The 15,319-nt window shown below is 61.1% G+C and carries 13 protein-coding genes; 4 read left to right on the top strand and 9 right to left on the bottom strand.

Features of this window, described 5'->3' with window-relative positions:
* Nucleotides 1–108 precede the first annotated feature (108 nt).
* The 8 genes from X739_RS154840 to iolE all read right to left on the bottom strand — a co-directional run bounded on the left by X739_RS154840 (nucleotide 109) and on the right by iolE (nucleotide 8,117).
* Nucleotides 109–390: a hypothetical protein gene (locus tag X739_RS154840; protein ID WP_023773559.1), complete on the bottom strand. Its 282-nt coding sequence runs from the start codon at nucleotides 388–390 to the stop codon at nucleotides 109–111.
* Nucleotides 391–995: 605 nt separating this feature from the next.
* The gene (locus X739_RS154845) at nucleotides 996–1,934 is read right to left on the bottom strand and encodes a sugar phosphate isomerase/epimerase (protein WP_023794372.1); all 939 of its coding nucleotides are present in this window, start codon (nucleotides 1,932–1,934) and stop codon (nucleotides 996–998) included.
* Between the two features lie 25 nt (nucleotides 1,935–1,959).
* Nucleotides 1,960–2,952, bottom strand: coding sequence for an inositol 2-dehydrogenase (gene iolG / locus X739_RS154850; RefSeq protein WP_023773557.1), 993 nt, complete (start codon nucleotides 2,950–2,952; stop codon nucleotides 1,960–1,962).
* 92 nt (nucleotides 2,953–3,044) lie between these two features.
* Nucleotides 3,045–3,863 carry a carbohydrate ABC transporter permease gene (locus X739_RS154855; protein WP_023794369.1) on the bottom strand — a complete coding sequence of 273 codons (819 nt, stop codon included), beginning with the start codon at nucleotides 3,861–3,863 and terminating at the stop codon, nucleotides 3,045–3,047.
* Nucleotides 3,860–4,768, bottom strand: coding sequence for a sugar ABC transporter permease (locus tag X739_RS154860; protein ID WP_023794367.1), 909 nt, complete (start codon nucleotides 4,766–4,768; stop codon nucleotides 3,860–3,862). Before X739_RS154860 ends, X739_RS154855 begins: the two co-directional genes overlap by 4 nt.
* Nucleotides 4,768–6,087, bottom strand: a complete 1,320-nt coding sequence (locus X739_RS154865; protein WP_198019223.1) for an extracellular solute-binding protein — start codon at nucleotides 6,085–6,087, stop codon at nucleotides 4,768–4,770. The genes X739_RS154860 and X739_RS154865 overlap by 1 nt, the downstream gene beginning before the upstream one ends.
* 1 nt (nucleotide 6,088) lies before the next feature.
* Entirely contained in the window at nucleotides 6,089–7,180 is a 1,092-nt protein-coding gene (locus tag X739_RS154870) for an ABC transporter ATP-binding protein (protein WP_023781580.1), read from the bottom strand.
* Between the two features lie 28 nt (nucleotides 7,181–7,208).
* Nucleotides 7,209–8,117, bottom strand: a complete 909-nt coding sequence (gene iolE, locus X739_RS154875) for a myo-inosose-2 dehydratase (protein WP_023781579.1) — start codon at nucleotides 8,115–8,117, stop codon at nucleotides 7,209–7,211.
* Nucleotides 8,118–8,352: 235 nt separating this feature from the next.
* Here iolE and X739_RS154880 point away from each other — a divergent pair, with 235 nt between their 5' ends.
* The 4 genes from X739_RS154880 (at nucleotide 8,353) to X739_RS154890 (ending at nucleotide 13,274) form a co-directional block, all read left to right on the top strand.
* Complete coding sequence (locus tag X739_RS154880) at nucleotides 8,353–9,831, top strand: PLP-dependent aminotransferase family protein (protein ID WP_023794363.1); 1,479 nt, start codon at nucleotides 8,353–8,355, stop codon at nucleotides 9,829–9,831.
* A gap of 495 nt (nucleotides 9,832–10,326) precedes the next feature.
* Entirely contained in the window at nucleotides 10,327–10,815 is a 489-nt protein-coding gene (locus tag X739_RS154885) for a hypothetical protein (RefSeq protein ID WP_023773550.1), read from the top strand.
* Between the two features lie 1,359 nt (nucleotides 10,816–12,174).
* Nucleotides 12,175–12,621, top strand: coding sequence for a DUF6074 family protein (locus X739_RS1000000171345; protein ID WP_348625751.1), 447 nt, complete (start codon nucleotides 12,175–12,177; stop codon nucleotides 12,619–12,621).
* A 425-nt stretch (nucleotides 12,622–13,046) separates the two neighbouring features.
* The gene (locus X739_RS154890; RefSeq protein ID WP_023773548.1) at nucleotides 13,047–13,274 is read left to right on the top strand and encodes a hypothetical protein; all 228 of its coding nucleotides are present in this window, start codon (nucleotides 13,047–13,049) and stop codon (nucleotides 13,272–13,274) included.
* A 920-nt stretch (nucleotides 13,275–14,194) separates the two neighbouring features.
* On the opposite strand, the gene X739_RS154895 is transcribed toward X739_RS154890, so the two are convergent.
* Nucleotides 14,195–15,316: an FAD-binding oxidoreductase gene (locus X739_RS154895; RefSeq protein WP_023794357.1), complete on the bottom strand. Its 1,122-nt coding sequence runs from the start codon at nucleotides 15,314–15,316 to the stop codon at nucleotides 14,195–14,197.
* Nucleotides 15,317–15,319 lie beyond the last annotated feature (3 nt).

The raw sequence follows: 15,319 nt of genomic DNA, 5'->3' as shown, positions 1-15,319 counted from the left end.
GCCAGCCTTGTAACCAACGTCATGTCCACGGAGGGCGAGAGCACCTCGTCGCAACCAGCGCGCCGCCAAGGTCCGGTCGGTCAGCCTGTGCTGAAACCCAGCCCCCCGTCAAGAACTGCAGTCCGGCTCCACGAGAAGCGTGCTATATTTCGCCCAAAGTTGCTCGCAGTGCTGCGCTCTCAAACTTGGTACTCCCGCGTTCCCATAGAAGATCATCGCAGAGCGAACATCGTAGCCCAAAACCGACGCGTTCGCGATAAAGTGAACCGCATCGCCCAGACGGCGAAGTTCAATGGCAGCTTCTTTCTTGTTCGCCGCGTCAAACACGCCGAGAACCCGCACTTCGTCATCGCGCGAGGCCAGTACGGCAGCCATGGCCTCGTCAGTCATCGTCCCCACGACTGGACACGCCATTGCCGCAGAACCGACCCGAGGGTGTCCCCTGCGTTGACATCCGATTCGCACCAGCAACGGTTTCTTCTTTCGTCCTCATTGCCTCTCGCAGCGAGCCAAATAGCGGCAGGCTTCGTAAGACCAATGAGGCACTGACCTGCAAACTCGGCCGGTTCGTCGGTGCTCGTGTCGAATACCGCCCACATTTCGCTTGGTTCCTGAACTGGCAAGAATTTCAAATTAGTCTCCGCTAATTTTCTACCCGAACATAAGCGGAGGCACATTGTTCCGGCGGCGACCCGCCGTTGGTCAACAGCAGTACGATCACGGTTCTTGAAGCCAGACATGCCTAAATTGCCATCCAGCACTGGAAGCGGAAGGGGTCTTCCGAATAGGTGGACGGGTTACCAGCCCGGTAAAGTCGTGCCGCTTCGGTTACGCATGAGGTCGCAGGTATGCCGAATACCTGCCGAGCGGCTCAACGCGGCACTTGTCGTTGATCCGATCCGCACGCCTGCAAGCCTGGTGGCGGATCGCAAGCTCACAATCGAGGTTTAGATGGCGCGCGATGCTCTTGCAGCCCACCCTCGGCAAGTCGCCGATCAAGAAAGGTTAATTGCGACGTTGCGCAACAGCGCAACGGATTTTCGCATACCTTCCATCGGCGTCAGCATCATGTCCTCGTGCTCGATGGACAAGACATCGTCGTAGCCAACCTGCTTGAGCGCGGTACAGAACTGCCGCCACCAGGTCTCACCGTGACCGTAACCGAGTGTGATGTAATTCCAGGCTCGTTCGGCATAGAGGTTTGGTGGGCGCGGATCGAGCGTGCCGTCGATGGCCGCGGCGATGGGCTCGATCCGGGTATCCTTGGCGTGGACATAATAGATGGCCGAGCCGAGCGTGCGAATGCCGGCAATCGGATCCGCCCCCATCCACAGCGGGTGACTGGGATCATAGTTGGCGCCGACCGTCTCTCCGACAGCATCACGCAGCTTGAACAATGTCTGGACATTGTACACGGCTTGATGGCCATGCAGTTCCAGGCATAGTTTGTAAATGCCGAGATTGTTTGAAAACGCCACGAGGTCGCGCCAGTAGGGAATGATCCGCTCCTCCCACTGATAGCGCTGGATCTTGAGGCATTCCGGCGGCCAATCGGTGATGATCCAGTTCGGGTTGGCGTCACCCGGTCCGCCCGGCAGGCCTGACATCATGACGACACGGTCGATCTCCATCAGGCCGGCCAGGCGAATGGTGTCCTGTGTCACACCATGGTGGACCTGCCCCTGCGGGCCCGGGTGCAGCGGATTGCCCGAGCAATTGAGCGCTGCAATCGTCAGCCCGTGATCCCGGATCTTGGCGACGAACTCCTTGCGCGTGGCAGCGCTCGCGAGCATGGCCTGCAGGTCGATGTGGGGCGCTGACGACCAATTGCCGCACGCGAATTCCAATGTCTGAAGCCCAAGCTCGGCCGAGGCGGCTAACATCTCGTCGAATGGGAGGTCGCCGAGGCTGTCTGTAATCATCCCGATCTTCATCTGGAAGCTCCTCGTTTCGATTGCCCTAAAATCTGACCGTCTCGAACCTGCCCGACTTGGCGGAGGCAAGCGCTGCCTCGCACAGGATCATCGCCTTGCGGCCGTCGCTTGCCGTGACCTCGGGCCGTCGCCCCGTTTCGACGCAGGTAATGAAATGATCGATCTCGGCCGCGTAGGACTCGGCATAGCGCTCAACGAAGAAGTAATAGGGCTTGTCGCGCGATATCGCCTTTGCGCCTGACATTTCAACCGATGTCGGCATCCTGTTGCCGGCCCGCAGCATCCCGTCCGCACCATGCACCTCGATGCGCTGGTCGTAGCCGTAGGCGGCCCTGACGCTGTTGTTGATGTGACATTGCCGGCCCGACGACGTGCGCAGCACGAACATCGCGGTATCATAGTCCCCCAGCTTGGCATAGTGCGGCGCGACAAGCGACGACCCGGTCGCGAAGAGCTCGACCGGCTCCTCTCCCAACAGGTTCCGTGCCATGTCGAAGTCGTGAATGGTCATCTCCCGGAAGACCCCCCCTCCTCCCGCCAGCGCTTCCTCGGTTTCCGGTTCCGGATCCCGGCTGGTGATGATGACCTGTTCAACGGCACCGATCTCGCCTTGCGCAAGGCGCGCCTTCAGCGCCCGAAAGCTCGGGTCGAACCGACGGTTGAATCCGATCTGAAAGGGTACAGCTGCCTTCTCGACAGCCGCCAGACATTGATCGGTGCGCTTGAGATCGAGGTCGATCGGCTTTTCACAGAAGATCGCCTTGCCACTGGCGGCCGCGGCCATGGCCAGGTCGGCATGCGTTCTCGTTGCCGAAGCGATGAACACCATGCGGATCGATCGGTCATTCATCACGGTCTGGGTGTCGGCGATCTCGGCCCCTGTCAGGGCCGAGACCTTCGATGCAGCCTCGCGATTCGGATCGACGATATAGCGCAGGCGCACCCGGGGGTGGCGCGCCAGGTTGGCCGCATGCACCTGGCCGATAAGGCCCGCTCCGAACAGACAGACATCGAGCATATCTTTCGTTCCCTAAAAGGCGGCATGGTGTCGGCCATGAGCGTGGCCGCGACGGCGACTTGATTGACGTGAGTGACTGCCCAGCCGGGTCGTCATTTGACGGCTCCCATGGTCAGTCCGCGAACAAGATGGCGCTGCACCAACAGCGCGAAGACGACGATCGGCAACGCGCCGATAACGCCAGCGGCCGACATCGAGGCCCAGTCGGTGTCGATGCGGCCGATCAGCGTGGCGGTGCCGCGTGGCATCGTCATCGCGCGGGGCGTGGCCGTCAGCGCCAGAGCGAAGAGGAATTCGTTGAAAGTGACAAGCACGGCAAAGATGGCGGTCGCCGCGAGGCCGGGAGCTGCCAGCGGCAGCGTGATGCGCCGGAACGCGCCGAAGCGGGAATCGCCATCGACCATGGCGGCTTCCTCGAGATCCACTGGGATTTCCCGAAAGAAGCTCTCCATCATCCAGACGCAGAAGGTGATGTTGAAGGCGGTGTAGGTGGCGATCAAACCCAACCAGCTGTCGAGCAGGCCGAGCTTGAGCATCAGCAGATAGACCGGGATCAGGATCACGACCGGCGGCACGATGCGCAGCGTCAGCAGGAACAGACCGACCTTGCGCTCCATCATGAAAGGCAGGCGAAAGCGGGCGATCGCATAGGCGCCCAGGGCGCCGCAGAACAAGGCGATCGTCACCGAGAAGAACGTCACCACCAGCGAGTTGGTCAGATAGGCGCCGAACTGCTTTTCCGTGAACAACCTGATATAATTGTCCAGCGTAGGACCATGTGGATAGAGCGTGCCTTCCTGGGTGATCTCGCGATTGGACTTAAGCGATGTCGAGACAAGCCAGTAGACGGGCAAGAGCACGATGGCCAGTACGGCGCTCATCAGCCCGATCCGCGCCAGACGATTGTTCATGATGCATCTACCCTGCGCAGAAGCCGCACGGCGCTAAGGGCCAGCGCAAGCACGACCAGCCCGATCGTGACGAACAGCGCCGCCGCATAGCCCGTCTGCTGGAATTTAAAGGCGGTGTCGTAGCCATAGATCGAGACCAGCCGCGTCGCCTCGCCCGGTCCGCCCCGGGTGAGCACGAACACCTGGTCGAACGTGCCGAAGGCGTCGATCGTTCGCAGCACGATGGCGATCGCCAGCACGGGCCGCATCATAGGAAAGGTAAGATCGGCAAACACCCGCCAGGTGCCGGCGCCATCGACGCGAGCGGCCTCGAAGGGTTCATGCGGCAGCGACTGCAGGCCGGCCAGAAGGATCAGGAACATCAGCGGCGTCCATTCCCAGACGTCGAGCACGACAAGGCCGATGAAGGCCTTGATGGGATTTCCGAGAATTTGCACCTGGCCGCCGCCCATCCACTCGGAGACTGCCGTCAGCATGCCCGCGTCGCTGGCATAGATCAGCCGGAAGACGATGGCGACCACGACCGGTGTTATCACCATCGGAATAATCAGGATGGTCCTCAGCAGGCGGATGCCGCGAAATTCGCGCAAGCAAAACAGCGCCAGGGCAAAGCCCAGAATTGCCTCGAAGGTGACCGACAGGGCGACGAATTTGACCGTCACCAACAGCGAATTCAAAAACTGTGGATCGCTCCACAGCTTGATGTAGTTGCCCATGCCGACATCGGCGACTACCGAGCCATAACGATAGGCCTTGGTGCTGGCGCGCAGGCCGTCCCACAAGGGATAGACGAGCACGCCCAGCACGATCAGCAAGCCTGGCGCCAGCATGAGATAAGGGAGGGCGAGGTCGAGCCCCGCCCCCTGCAGACGGTATTTGCGGCTCTGCGTCCCGCCATTTGGCATCAATAATAACCGACAGAAGACAGGTACTCCTTGACCTGCTTGGCGGCCGTGTCCAACGCGGCCCCGCCACCCGAGCCAGCCTGCAGCGCCTTGTTGAGCTCGATGCCGAGCAGTTCCTCGACCTTGGCCCAATCTGGCGTGCGCGGCCTCGGCAGCGCTCCAGCGTCGAGCTGCTGCAAGGCGACGGGGATCAGCCGGTTGCCGGGCTTGGCGACGCCGAAGGCGCTCCGCTTGACCGGGATGGAGCCCGCTTCCGACAGCTTGGCCTGGACGTCGGCGCTGACATACCATTTCAGGAACTCGACCGAGTTGGCCTTGTTGGGCGCCGATTTCGGAATGCCGGCAATGAAGATGCCCATCTGGGCGATCGCCGCAGTCTGTTTCGGCACGGCGCCGAAATCGAGCTTGCCAGCCACCTTTGTCTGCGTCGGATCGTCGGCCTTCAGCGCATTGCCGGAATATTGGATGATAGCACCTGCTTCGCCGCCGAGGATCGCCGCGCCTTCCTGGTCCGAGTCGAACTCGACGACGCCGCTCGGCGCGTTTTGCTTCATGGTGCCGACGAAGAATTCGGCCGAGGCTTTGCCTGCGGCGGAATTGAAGACCGGGTTCCACTTGTCGTCGAAGAAGGAGCCACCAAACGACAGGAAGACCGGGTACCAGCTGGTCACGATCGGATTGCCGGAAACGCCCCGGAAGACGACCGGATATTTGATCTTGCCCGCCGCCACGCCTTCCTTGCCCTTGGCGATGACCTCGTCCCAGGTTTTCGGCGCGCCGCTTGTGTAGACATCGTTGCGGTAAGTCAGCGTCTGCAGATCGCCGACGAACGGCACGCAGATGAGCGCTGGCGCGGCAGTTTCAAAACCCTTCACGCGCGGGCCTTTCTGGGGCGGCCAGTAGCCCATGTCGATCATCGAGCCGATCCAGTCCTTGTCGCCGCCATCGATGCCGGCCGCTCCAAGATCCTCCAGCACATTGGCGGCGCCGAACTGCGGCACCCAAGGATCGTCGAGAAGATAGAGGTCGTATTGGCCGGCGCTGTTCTTGGCGTCGGCGAACCACTTCTCCAGGGTTACGCCATATTCATCCTCGAGGAACTCGATGTCGAACCCGGCATCCTTGGCCAGAGGGATGATCTTCTGTTTGAACGGGGTCAGGCCGCCGTCGGCGAAGGCGCCGATGATCACCTTCTTGCCAGCGGTGCTCGCCGCGACAGGCAGGCCCAATGCCGTAAGGGCCGTCGAGGCAAGTGCGAGGCCAATTCCCCCCTTGAGCACGGAACGGCGAGTAAGTCTGCTAATGCTGGACTGCGTCATTTCACTCTCCATCACTGTTGACCCTATGGACGGCCGTCAGGCCGGCGGAATTGAAGAAGCATGCATTCGACACATCGAAAGTGAGCCCGATGTTGGCGCCCACCGTGCCCCTGAAGTCGCGGCCTGCACGGACCGAAACATTGCCGCTGCCGATGCGGACATTGACCAAGGTCTCGTTGCCCATCGGTTCGACGACATAGATCTCGCCGGGCAGCGCGGCCCGGGTGCCGGGTGCCGCAACACTCATGTCTTCCGGCCGCAGTCCGATCTCGACCGCCCCGGCGGCGCGGCATGCCGCCAGCCGCGGCGCCTCTATCGGAACCAATGCTCCGCCGACCTCGATGCATTGTTCGGCAAGCGCGACCGGCAGAATGTTCATCGGCGGGTTGCCGACGAAGGTGGCGACGAAACGGTTGGCTGGGCGGTCGTAGATATCGCCCGGCGGCGCCATCTGCTGCAGTTCACCGGCGTGCATGACCGCTACGAAGTCGGCCATGGTCAAGGCCTCTACCTGATCGTGCGTGACATAGAGGGTGGTTGCGCCAAGCCGCTGGCAAAGCCGTTTGATCTCGCCGCGCATGGTCAGGCGCAGGCGTGCGTCAAGATTCGACAGCGGCTCGTCCATCAGGAAAGCGGCCGGATCGCGAACAATGGCGCGCGCAAGCGCCACGCGCTGCCTCTGCCCGCCCGAGAGCTGGCGCGGCCGGCGATCGAGCAGGTGGCCGATCTCGAGGACCGCGGCGACCTCGTCGATCTTGGCTCGGCGCGAGGCATCCGGCATGCCGCGAATCCATAAGGGATAGCCGATATTCTCACCGACAGTCATCTGCGGATAGAGCGCATAGCTCTGGAAGACCATGGCGATGTCGCGGTCGCGCGGCTGCAGCCGGGTCACCTCACGCTCGCCGATGAAGAGCTTGCCCGCGCTCGGCATGTCGAGACCGGCAAGGATGCGCAACGCCGTCGTCTTGCCGCAACCCGAAGGACCGAGCAGGGCCAGGAACATGTGGTCGGGAACGGCAAGGTCAAGCGAGCGCAAGACGTTCAGCGCGCCGTAGTTCTTGACCACATTTTGGTACAGGACAGAACTCATTGCCGCTCCCCAGCGCGCCCCAAGCGTATCAATTCTCCCGTTCGTCGACCTCGAAACCGGCTCCGAGGGCCAGGTCGCGCAGGTTGCGATAGCCCATCTTCGCATAGGTAAGGGGATGGGCCTTACTCGGATCCTGTTCGGCCTCGACCACCAGCCAGCCGCTATAGCCATTGTCGGCAAGCATGCCCAAAAGCGTCGAATAGTCGATGGACCCATCGCCGGGCACTGTGAAGATGCCTTCCATCACCGCGCCCATGAAGCTCATATCCAGGGCGCGAGCGCGCTTCAGCACATCGGGCCGCACATCCTTGCAATGCACGTGAACGACGCGGCCGAGGTGATGCCGCAGCAACGTCTCGGGATCGCCGCCGGAGAACACGCAATGGCCGGTGTCATAGAGCAGGCCGACGGCTTGCCCCGAACCGGCCATCAGCCTGCCGATCTCGTGATCCGTCTCGACGATGGTCCCCATGTGGTGGTGAAAGGCCATGCTAACGCCAAAATCGGCGAACCGTTCAGCCAGTCGCGTTATCTTTTTGCCGTAGGACTCCCACTCGTCTTCAGCAAGCTTGGGACGCTGCGAGATTGGATCGTGAATGGCGCCATGGCGGCCGCGCGACGTATCGGCGTAGACGACGTGCTTGGCGCCGAGGTCGCGCAGCAGCGTCAGATGCGGGAGGATGGCGTCGAATTCCTCCTCGACCTCCTTTTCGCAGATCCGGCCATCGTACCAGCCCGAGACCAGCTTAAGGCCGTAGGTCGCGAGAACCGCGTCCAGGTCCTTGCTGGCACGCGGGAACTTGCCGCCGAGTTCCGTTCCCGCGTAGCCGGCTTCGGCCGTTTCGGAAAGGCACACCTCGAGTGGCGTATCCCCGCCCAGCGCGGGCACATCGTCATTGCTCCATGTGATCGGATTTATGCCTATGCGGACAGCCATCATCGTTCCTCATCGGACAGGCCGGGGGCATTTGCTGGCGGTGCCTCGTCGAAACCAATCAGGTCGGTGAGGCGTCTTGCGGTCTGTCTGGGCCCGTCATTCCCTCTTGTTTTCATTTAAGCGCCGATCTGTCTCCATCGCGAGAGCCAGTTCGGTGAGAAGTGAAGGTGCCAGTTTCACTCGCCGCGGCGCTCGTCTAAGCTCGATCCGCTCTCATACCGCGAGGCATTTTCCGATGCAGATATCGAGGCGCAAGCGCCAAGGCTTTCCGATGGACGCGCTGATCATCGATCGGGCAATTGATGAACCGATCCATCGCCAGCTCTATCGTCAGATTGGCGCGATGATCCGTGAGCGTCGTCTGGCGCCCGGATCGGAATTGCCCTCGTCGCGCGCGCTGGCTGAGGATTTGGGTCTCGCCCGTAACACCATCGTCGCCGCGTATGACCAACTCGCTACGGAAGGTTATCTTGCGAGCCGGCAGGGCGCGCGACCGGTGGTCATCGACCTGCCCGTGAACTCGACCGATCAAGGCGGCAAACCCACGGCCATGGCAATCCACCGTCCGCTTTCGAGGCGCGGCGAGAGCCTCATGCGGCAACCCTTCCATCATGGAGCGCCGGGGCGCTTTGCCTTTCATCCGGGCATGCCGGACCCGCAGAACTTTCCGTTTGGCGTCTGGGGCAGGCTGCTTGCACGCCGGGCAACGTTTGGCGCCGACATGTTGTTCGGCACCTATCATGTGACCGGCCTGCCGGCGCTCAAGGAGGCGATTGCCGGCTACCTGATCTCGGCCAGGGGGGTGCGGTGTTCTCCCGAACAGATCGTCATAACGACGGGGGCGCAGGCGGCGTTCGATTTGCTGGCGCGTCTGCTGCTCGATCCCGGCGACACGGTCTGGCTGGAGGAACCGGGCTACTACGCGGCCAGGGCGACCTTCACCGTCGCTGGCGCCAATATTGTGCCGCTTGTGGTCGACCGCGACGGCTGGCAGATGAACCAGCCCGAGGTTTCACCGCGCCTGATCTATGTGACGCCCGCCTGCCAGCATCCCTTGGGGATCACGATGCGCATGGACCAGCGGCTGCGGCTGTTCGAGATCGCCGAGCGCAACAATTCGTGGATCATCGAAGATGATTTCGACGGTGAGTACAGATTTCAGGGAAGGCCGGTCCCCGCCATACAGAGCATGGATTACGCCGACCGGGTCATCTATGTCGGCACCTTTGCCAAGCTGCTGTTTCCGGCGCTCAGGCTGGGCTTCATGGTCTTGCCCGCCGCCTTGTGCGAGGGCATTCCGCATGCGCTGAGCACCACTGGGCAGTTCGCACCACTCCTGCTGCAGGCGGCGCTGGCCGATTTCATCGATGAAGGGCACATGACCCGCCACCTCAAGCGCATGCGCCGCATCTACGCCGAGCGCCGCAAGCTTTTCTACGAATTGTGCCAGACCGAATTGGCCGATCACATGACCCTTTCGGCGGCGGAAGCCGGAATCCAGGTCGTTGCTTGGCTTCACGAAAGTTGCGACGATCGGGCGGTCGTGCAATGCGCCGACAAACTCGGTGTCAACGCATCGCCGCTTTCGAAATATTACTGGTCATCCTCCGGAAATGGCCTAGTGCTTGGCTATGCCGCCTGCAACAAGGCCGATAGCGAAGCGGGAATCCGACGTCTGCGCCAAGCCATCGAGCAAGTGCGCACTTTGTCATGAGCCCGTCTGCCTGTCATGCAGCGGGAGCAAGCATCACCTCGAAATCCTAGCCATGGCTTTGCCGAACGATGGGCTGCGCAACTCACCCTGCGGACCTGGCCGCTGAACGGTCTCGGGCCGGCAGCTCCACCCCGACCCTTGCGCAAATCGTAAGATTGGCCGTGTGAACCCGAAGGCGGCGCCATGATCGCTACGATAAGCCAATTCCAGCCGTTGCTTCGAATTGACTTCGGCGACACCCCACGATGAGAGGCGCTGGCAATCTCGCCTGGGACCTCAGGTTTTGCCAATTCGAAATTGGCATTGGGAATGGCAGGCAAACCACGAAAGCGGACGGGCGTGCGGTAATCTGCTGCCAGACTTAAGTCTGGGGTGTGCAAGCCAGTAGGCCGGTAACATCGCCGCAACGGTCCTGCACGCGCCTTTCCGCGGCTCGAGCGGGAATATCTGCGCCCCCTCCGCGTTCCCTCTATGTACAAGAGGAGGAGATCTATCATGCAGAAATTGACCTTCACCGGCATAGCGCCGCTGGCTCTGCGGGCGTCAGCCGCATTGGTTCTGGTTGTTGCGCCCTATCAGGTCAGCTTTGTCGGCTCGGGGAAGCTGCGGCCAGCCGCCGCCTATGCCGAGAGCGAAGGCGGCAGCGGCGGAGGTGGTGAGGGCCATGGCGGCAACTCCGGTTCTGGCGGCGATGGAGACCACGGCGGCAACTCAGGGTCTGGCGGCGGCTCCGCGTCCGGTGGCCACGACGGTGGCGCAGGGGACGACGACGGCGGTCACGACAAGGGTCATCATGGGCAGGAGCATGTCGACGCCGCCGGCGACAAGGTTGAAGTCTCGGATGACAAAACTGAAGTCACTCATCCCGACGGCACCAAGGAAGAGATCGAAAATGGCCGTCTCGAAGTGAAGGACGCGGCAGGGCGCACGATCGTGGAGAGGGCTGCAACAGCTCAGGATATCGCGCGGCTGCAATCTCTGTAAGAATACGGCCCAGCCTGAAGCAAGCACGCATCAAGCCACCTTCGCCGGACGGCGGAGGTGGCTTTCGCAGCATCGCACTTGTGCTGAATCTCTCTCCACGCTTTACCTCGGGAGGGCGCGGACGAGCGTTCGACAAGGCTATTGCGCAAATAACTTTTGGCGCCGCTGTCGATCATGCAGAAGTGACCGCCGTGCGGACCTGTGCAATATCGGCCTGATCTGCAATCGCATTCGTTCGTGTCGAGGGCCGGCGCCATCTCGGCGCCTTAGCCGCCCAAGACGCGGACGCCGCTTTGGGCGACTACGGTCAGCACTCAAACCCTTTCGTCATCGGCGATGTCCCAGACCGGGATAGGCGCTCCCATAGCACGAGCTTTGAGCCGCACTGTTTCCACCGAGAGAGACCGGCCGAATAAAGCAGCGATTGCATTTGGAATAGCCGGCCTTCCGGGTGGAGTTTGAACACCGGCCGCCTTTGATCGGGATGGCAGGAACCCGTACCATCAAACGTCGCCGGCGCTGGCGTATGATTGGAGCCGGGTCGTTGACGAGAATGTTGTCTGCCGGCGGCAGACGTTCGGCCAAACTGAACTGGAACCTAAACGCACAGGGCTGGTTTGATGACGAGAAAGGAGGACCTCCATGATACGCTTACTCGTTCAATTCAGTGCCCTTTGCCTGGCGTACAAATTTGGCAAACAAATAGGCCGTGAGCAGGGCCGTCTCTCGCCAACAGGCCAACCCCGACGCCGCTCCTTTCCGGAGGCGGGTACCGCACAAACTGGTGAGCCCAACGAACAAAGTTAGCGCTTGCGGACTGTGGCCACCTGCGAACCGCCGCAGGCCTCTAACGAGGCCATGCGACGTCCCGCAAGCTTCGCGTGAGTGTCAGCGCGACGCGGGCCGACGGTGCCTTCTCAATCTGGCAATCGCAGAGTGTCCGACAGTGATTATGCCCCCGCAGTCAATCCGCACTGTCAATTTGTCGGCTTGGCGATCGATGCGGATGATATCCCCGACGAGAACCACCTCATCTCCAGCGCGCGTTTTGGGTGGCGGGTCAACCGAATAGGGTTGACCATACGACGAAATGCTTACTTGGGCGCGTCCGCTCGGCAGTATCGAGGTAACGGTGCCCGTCAACGCGACCTCGTCACCGATCTCAAATTCGCGGGGCACGCTACAATGTAGCATGGGCGTCCTCCGGCGCGTCCAGGTATCAATGCCGACAAACTGACTTGGTTGCGTGAAATCGTAAGTCTCTCCCTCGCCCGCATGGTGAGGTCATTCATGTGATCTTCTCTGAAAAGCGAAGTGCGCCGCAAATCCTCCTCACCGCGAAAGGGCTTCGCCCTGCCGATGATCCCGGCTCAATTTCGCTGGCGACCGCTGTATGCCTTTTGGTGGCGGCCCGGCGTGCGTGTTCCTGAGCACGAGCAGGCCTCGAAGCTGCAATTGGTTGACGAAATCGGTGGAAAGTCGTCGAGCAGAGGTGTTCTGGCGGAGACTGTTGTTTTAGCCTGGTCCCGCCGACTGAAACCCGCGCGGGTGTGTCAGGCTCGAACGGTTCAACCCATGTCAGTGTCTGCCTTTCCCGTAAGCCGAGAGCTTTCCTCAGTTAGGATCGTCGCCGACGCAATAGCTCGGCTTCCGAATGACGAAGCGGCCGTGCTTTGGGACGAAACGGCTAAGCATCTGTTGTCAGTCGCGATTGAACGCGGCCATGACACAGACCGGGCGCGCACTGAGGTCGTCCGGTTCTTCGATGCGGTTCAACGCATGCGAACGACGGTTTCATCAAAATAGATGGAGACGATTGTCGCAGGCTATGAAAAGCCTACGACAATGAGGAGTTCCGTTTTGCACATAGTTGGCCTTTACCGGTGCCCGGGCGTTCCCGCCTTTGTCTGCGTGAGAGAGGGAACTCGGTGCAGTTACCTATCGCAGGACGACTACAGAGCGTCCGGATATCAGCCTGACTTCGAGATGCTGCCTTGGGAATCGGAATACAGGGCCACCAGAAATCCTTACCAGTGTTAGCAGACGGTGATACGAAGCGGCAACGTGCCGGACAATGCCGCCGGGGCGTGAGCTTCCATCAGACGATCGACCTTCTCCTTGGCCAAGCACCTAGGCTGAATTGTTCCCGAGCAAAACAAATTGGGTCCTTTTAACAAATCTAAGTGCGGGCGAGCCTCACTCCTGTAAATTCCCCAGGAACGGAGGCAGCGATGAGCCAGAAGCGCCGCGATCTCGACTATCTTGTTCAGCACTATATTGAGTGCAGGAGAGGCAAACCTTGGCCGCTGTCAGTATCGGCTGCCGTGGTGGCGATACGAACGGTTTTCCGGGAATGCCTCGCTTCTGATCGTGAATTGGCAACGCTCATCGCCAGAGCTGCGATCGATCGAGGACAGATTGTCGAGTTCGACCTCGATGAGCCTGCGCAGGCGGCATAGTGCCAATAGACGCAGGTACTCGATCAATTCTCACGGCCTGACACAAGTCCCCAACAATGTGGAATTGGGGTCTTCGGATGAGTGCGGATAGCTCTTCAAGAAGACCTCGGACCGCGCGTCACGCGACCTGGCTGATTCCGACATAAGATCGCAAACTCGGTCAGTCGCGCAGCTGGCGCTCTGGAACTCAAGGCCGGCGGATCAAGTCAAAGGCAGTGGCACGACCTGATCAGCAACAACACGCCGATTGCGTAAGGGATGAACAAAAACACCATAGCCAACCAGTAGCCAGGTTGCGCCATCGCCGCCAAATCTGATCCAAGCTGTTCCATTGGCTGTCCAACGCAGGACGGTCCAGCTTGTTCCCGGGTTGCGACCTCGGAACCCCCGGTGGGGTTCCAGGTCTTACGCTCGGTGGTGGAGCTGCAGCCCCGGGACTAGCCTACACCAGCTCTGATTTTGCTTTCTCACCTTCACCCTCGTGCGCCCGTACAAACGTGCAAACGATCCATCGATCCTAGGCCATTTCGAATTGCCGCGAATGAGTTCCTCGGCAAGGATTTCCGTCACTCGACGCGCCTGTGGTCTGAACAACCAGGACGCTGTGCGCTTTCCTTTCTCGCAAGCGGCGCAAAGGGTCGCGCTCAGCGTCGATAGTCAAAGCGGCCGGAAGCTGCCTCGACTATAAGGCCGGAGGGGCAGCAAAAAATGGAGGCTTCGCTCACACCTAGACAGCGCGCTTGTTCTGACGGCTCTGTCCGCGCAGAGCCAACAGGTTCGCCAACACCAGATGCACGACCGCGCCATCATCAGGGTCGCGGCCCAGCGATCGCCGGCAAGAGTTTTTCACGCAGGATTAACAGACAAGATCGTTGCCGGCCCTCAAGAGTTGACAGTCGACTAGCATATTCGACGCTTCCTCAACCGAACCGGGTTGGGCGGAATTTGGCCAACAAGGGATGTTCGTTTCCCGTGGCCATCTCGCCTGCAAGCAGTTCGCCAGCGATCAGTCCGAGCGTCGCGCCGCTGTGACTGAAGGCAACGTAATATCCCTCAGTGCCCTTCAGCCGACCAAATACCGGCTCGCCATCGCCCGGGATCGGCTTGGGACCGACGCCGTAGCTCTCCAACTCCAGCTCCGGATTGCCCTCAAGCACCTTCGAGGCTTCGTCGAGAAGCCCCTGGAGGGTCGAAGCCTTCACGCCATACGTGCCGTCGGGATTGACGATTACCTCTTCTTCGGACCATGCGGAATCGAGTACGAGAGCTCCGTCCGGCGTCGGGCGAACAGCGACCCGCGGCGTGTTGAGCACCGCCCGAAGTGGAAAGGCGACAGGCTTGGTCCTGACCAGTAATGCGATCGGCGTTCCGTCCGGGATATACTGCCCGGTTTGCGCCACCGTGCGCGGGACCTCGCTGCCCGTTGCCAAGAGGACCGCATCGGCAGCAAACGTGGCGCCCCTCTCCGTCGCGACGCCAGTGGTGCGCCCCGTGGCAAGTGTCACCGTTGCGCGCCCCGCGTCAGTGACGAGCTGACCGCCCCGCTCCACGAATTCCGCAACCAGCAATTTGATCAACGACGGAAGATCGACCCAGCCTTCACCCGGATTGAAGATCGCGCCCTGGCGCGTGACCGCGCTTGTCGCGATGCCCGGCGTAGCCGAAGGAATGTCGCCTGCGAGCAAATGGCGCGCGTCATATCCGAGGCTCTTTTCATGTGCCAAGGCTTCCATGATCTCATTCGAGGCGTCGTCCGCATCCCAGGTCAAACCACCGTCGAAACGCAGCCAGGCAGCATCCGGGTATTTTGCCGACAAGGTGCGGTACCGGTCGATGCCGATCATGCGCAGCTGATGATATTCAGCCGATCGCATGCGTGCGGAGTTGAGCCACGCGAGCGACCGGCCGGACGCTCCACTGGCCAGCGGTCCATCATTGATGAGGATGGTTTCGATGCCGAGCCGCGACAGATGAACGGCGGACGAGACACCAAAAATACCGCCCCCGACAACGACGACTTTTGAGACCGGGTGTGTAGGCATGGA

The organism is Mesorhizobium sp. LNHC209A00 (genome assembly GCF_000502915.1).
In the GTDB taxonomy this organism is placed as follows: domain Bacteria; phylum Pseudomonadota; class Alphaproteobacteria; order Rhizobiales; family Rhizobiaceae; genus Mesorhizobium.
This window is presented reverse-complemented; position numbering and strand designations above follow the sequence as displayed.

Excerpts from the sequence above, each read along its gene's own strand:
- X739_RS154895 (WP_023794357.1), bottom strand. The coding sequence starts at position 15,316 with ATGCCTACACACCCGGTCTCAAAAGTCGTCGTTGTCGGGGGCGGTATT.
- X739_RS154870 (WP_023781580.1), bottom strand. The coding sequence starts at position 7,180 with ATGAGTTCTGTCCTGTACCAAAATGTGGTCAAGAACTACGGCGCGCTG.
- X739_RS154865 (WP_198019223.1), bottom strand. The coding sequence starts at position 6,087 with ATGACGCAGTCCAGCATTAGCAGACTTACTCGCCGTTCCGTGCTCAAG.
- X739_RS154890 (WP_023773548.1), top strand. The coding sequence starts at position 13,047 with ATGAGCCAGAAGCGCCGCGATCTCGACTATCTTGTTCAGCACTATATT.
- X739_RS1000000171345 (WP_348625751.1), top strand. The coding sequence starts at position 12,175 with ATGATCCCGGCTCAATTTCGCTGGCGACCGCTGTATGCCTTTTGGTGG.
- iolE (WP_023781579.1), bottom strand. The coding sequence starts at position 8,117 with ATGGCTGTCCGCATAGGCATAAATCCGATCACATGGAGCAATGACGAT.
- X739_RS154860 (WP_023794367.1), bottom strand. The coding sequence starts at position 4,768 with ATGCCAAATGGCGGGACGCAGAGCCGCAAATACCGTCTGCAGGGGGCG.
- iolG (WP_023773557.1), bottom strand. The coding sequence starts at position 2,952 with ATGCTCGATGTCTGTCTGTTCGGAGCGGGCCTTATCGGCCAGGTGCAT.
- X739_RS154840 (WP_023773559.1), bottom strand. The coding sequence starts at position 390 with ATGACTGACGAGGCCATGGCTGCCGTACTGGCCTCGCGCGATGACGAA.
- X739_RS154885 (WP_023773550.1), top strand. The coding sequence starts at position 10,327 with ATGCAGAAATTGACCTTCACCGGCATAGCGCCGCTGGCTCTGCGGGCG.
- X739_RS154880 (WP_023794363.1), top strand. The coding sequence starts at position 8,353 with ATGCAGATATCGAGGCGCAAGCGCCAAGGCTTTCCGATGGACGCGCTG.
- X739_RS154845 (WP_023794372.1), bottom strand. The coding sequence starts at position 1,934 with ATGAAGATCGGGATGATTACAGACAGCCTCGGCGACCTCCCATTCGAC.
- X739_RS154855 (WP_023794369.1), bottom strand. The coding sequence starts at position 3,863 with ATGAACAATCGTCTGGCGCGGATCGGGCTGATGAGCGCCGTACTGGCC.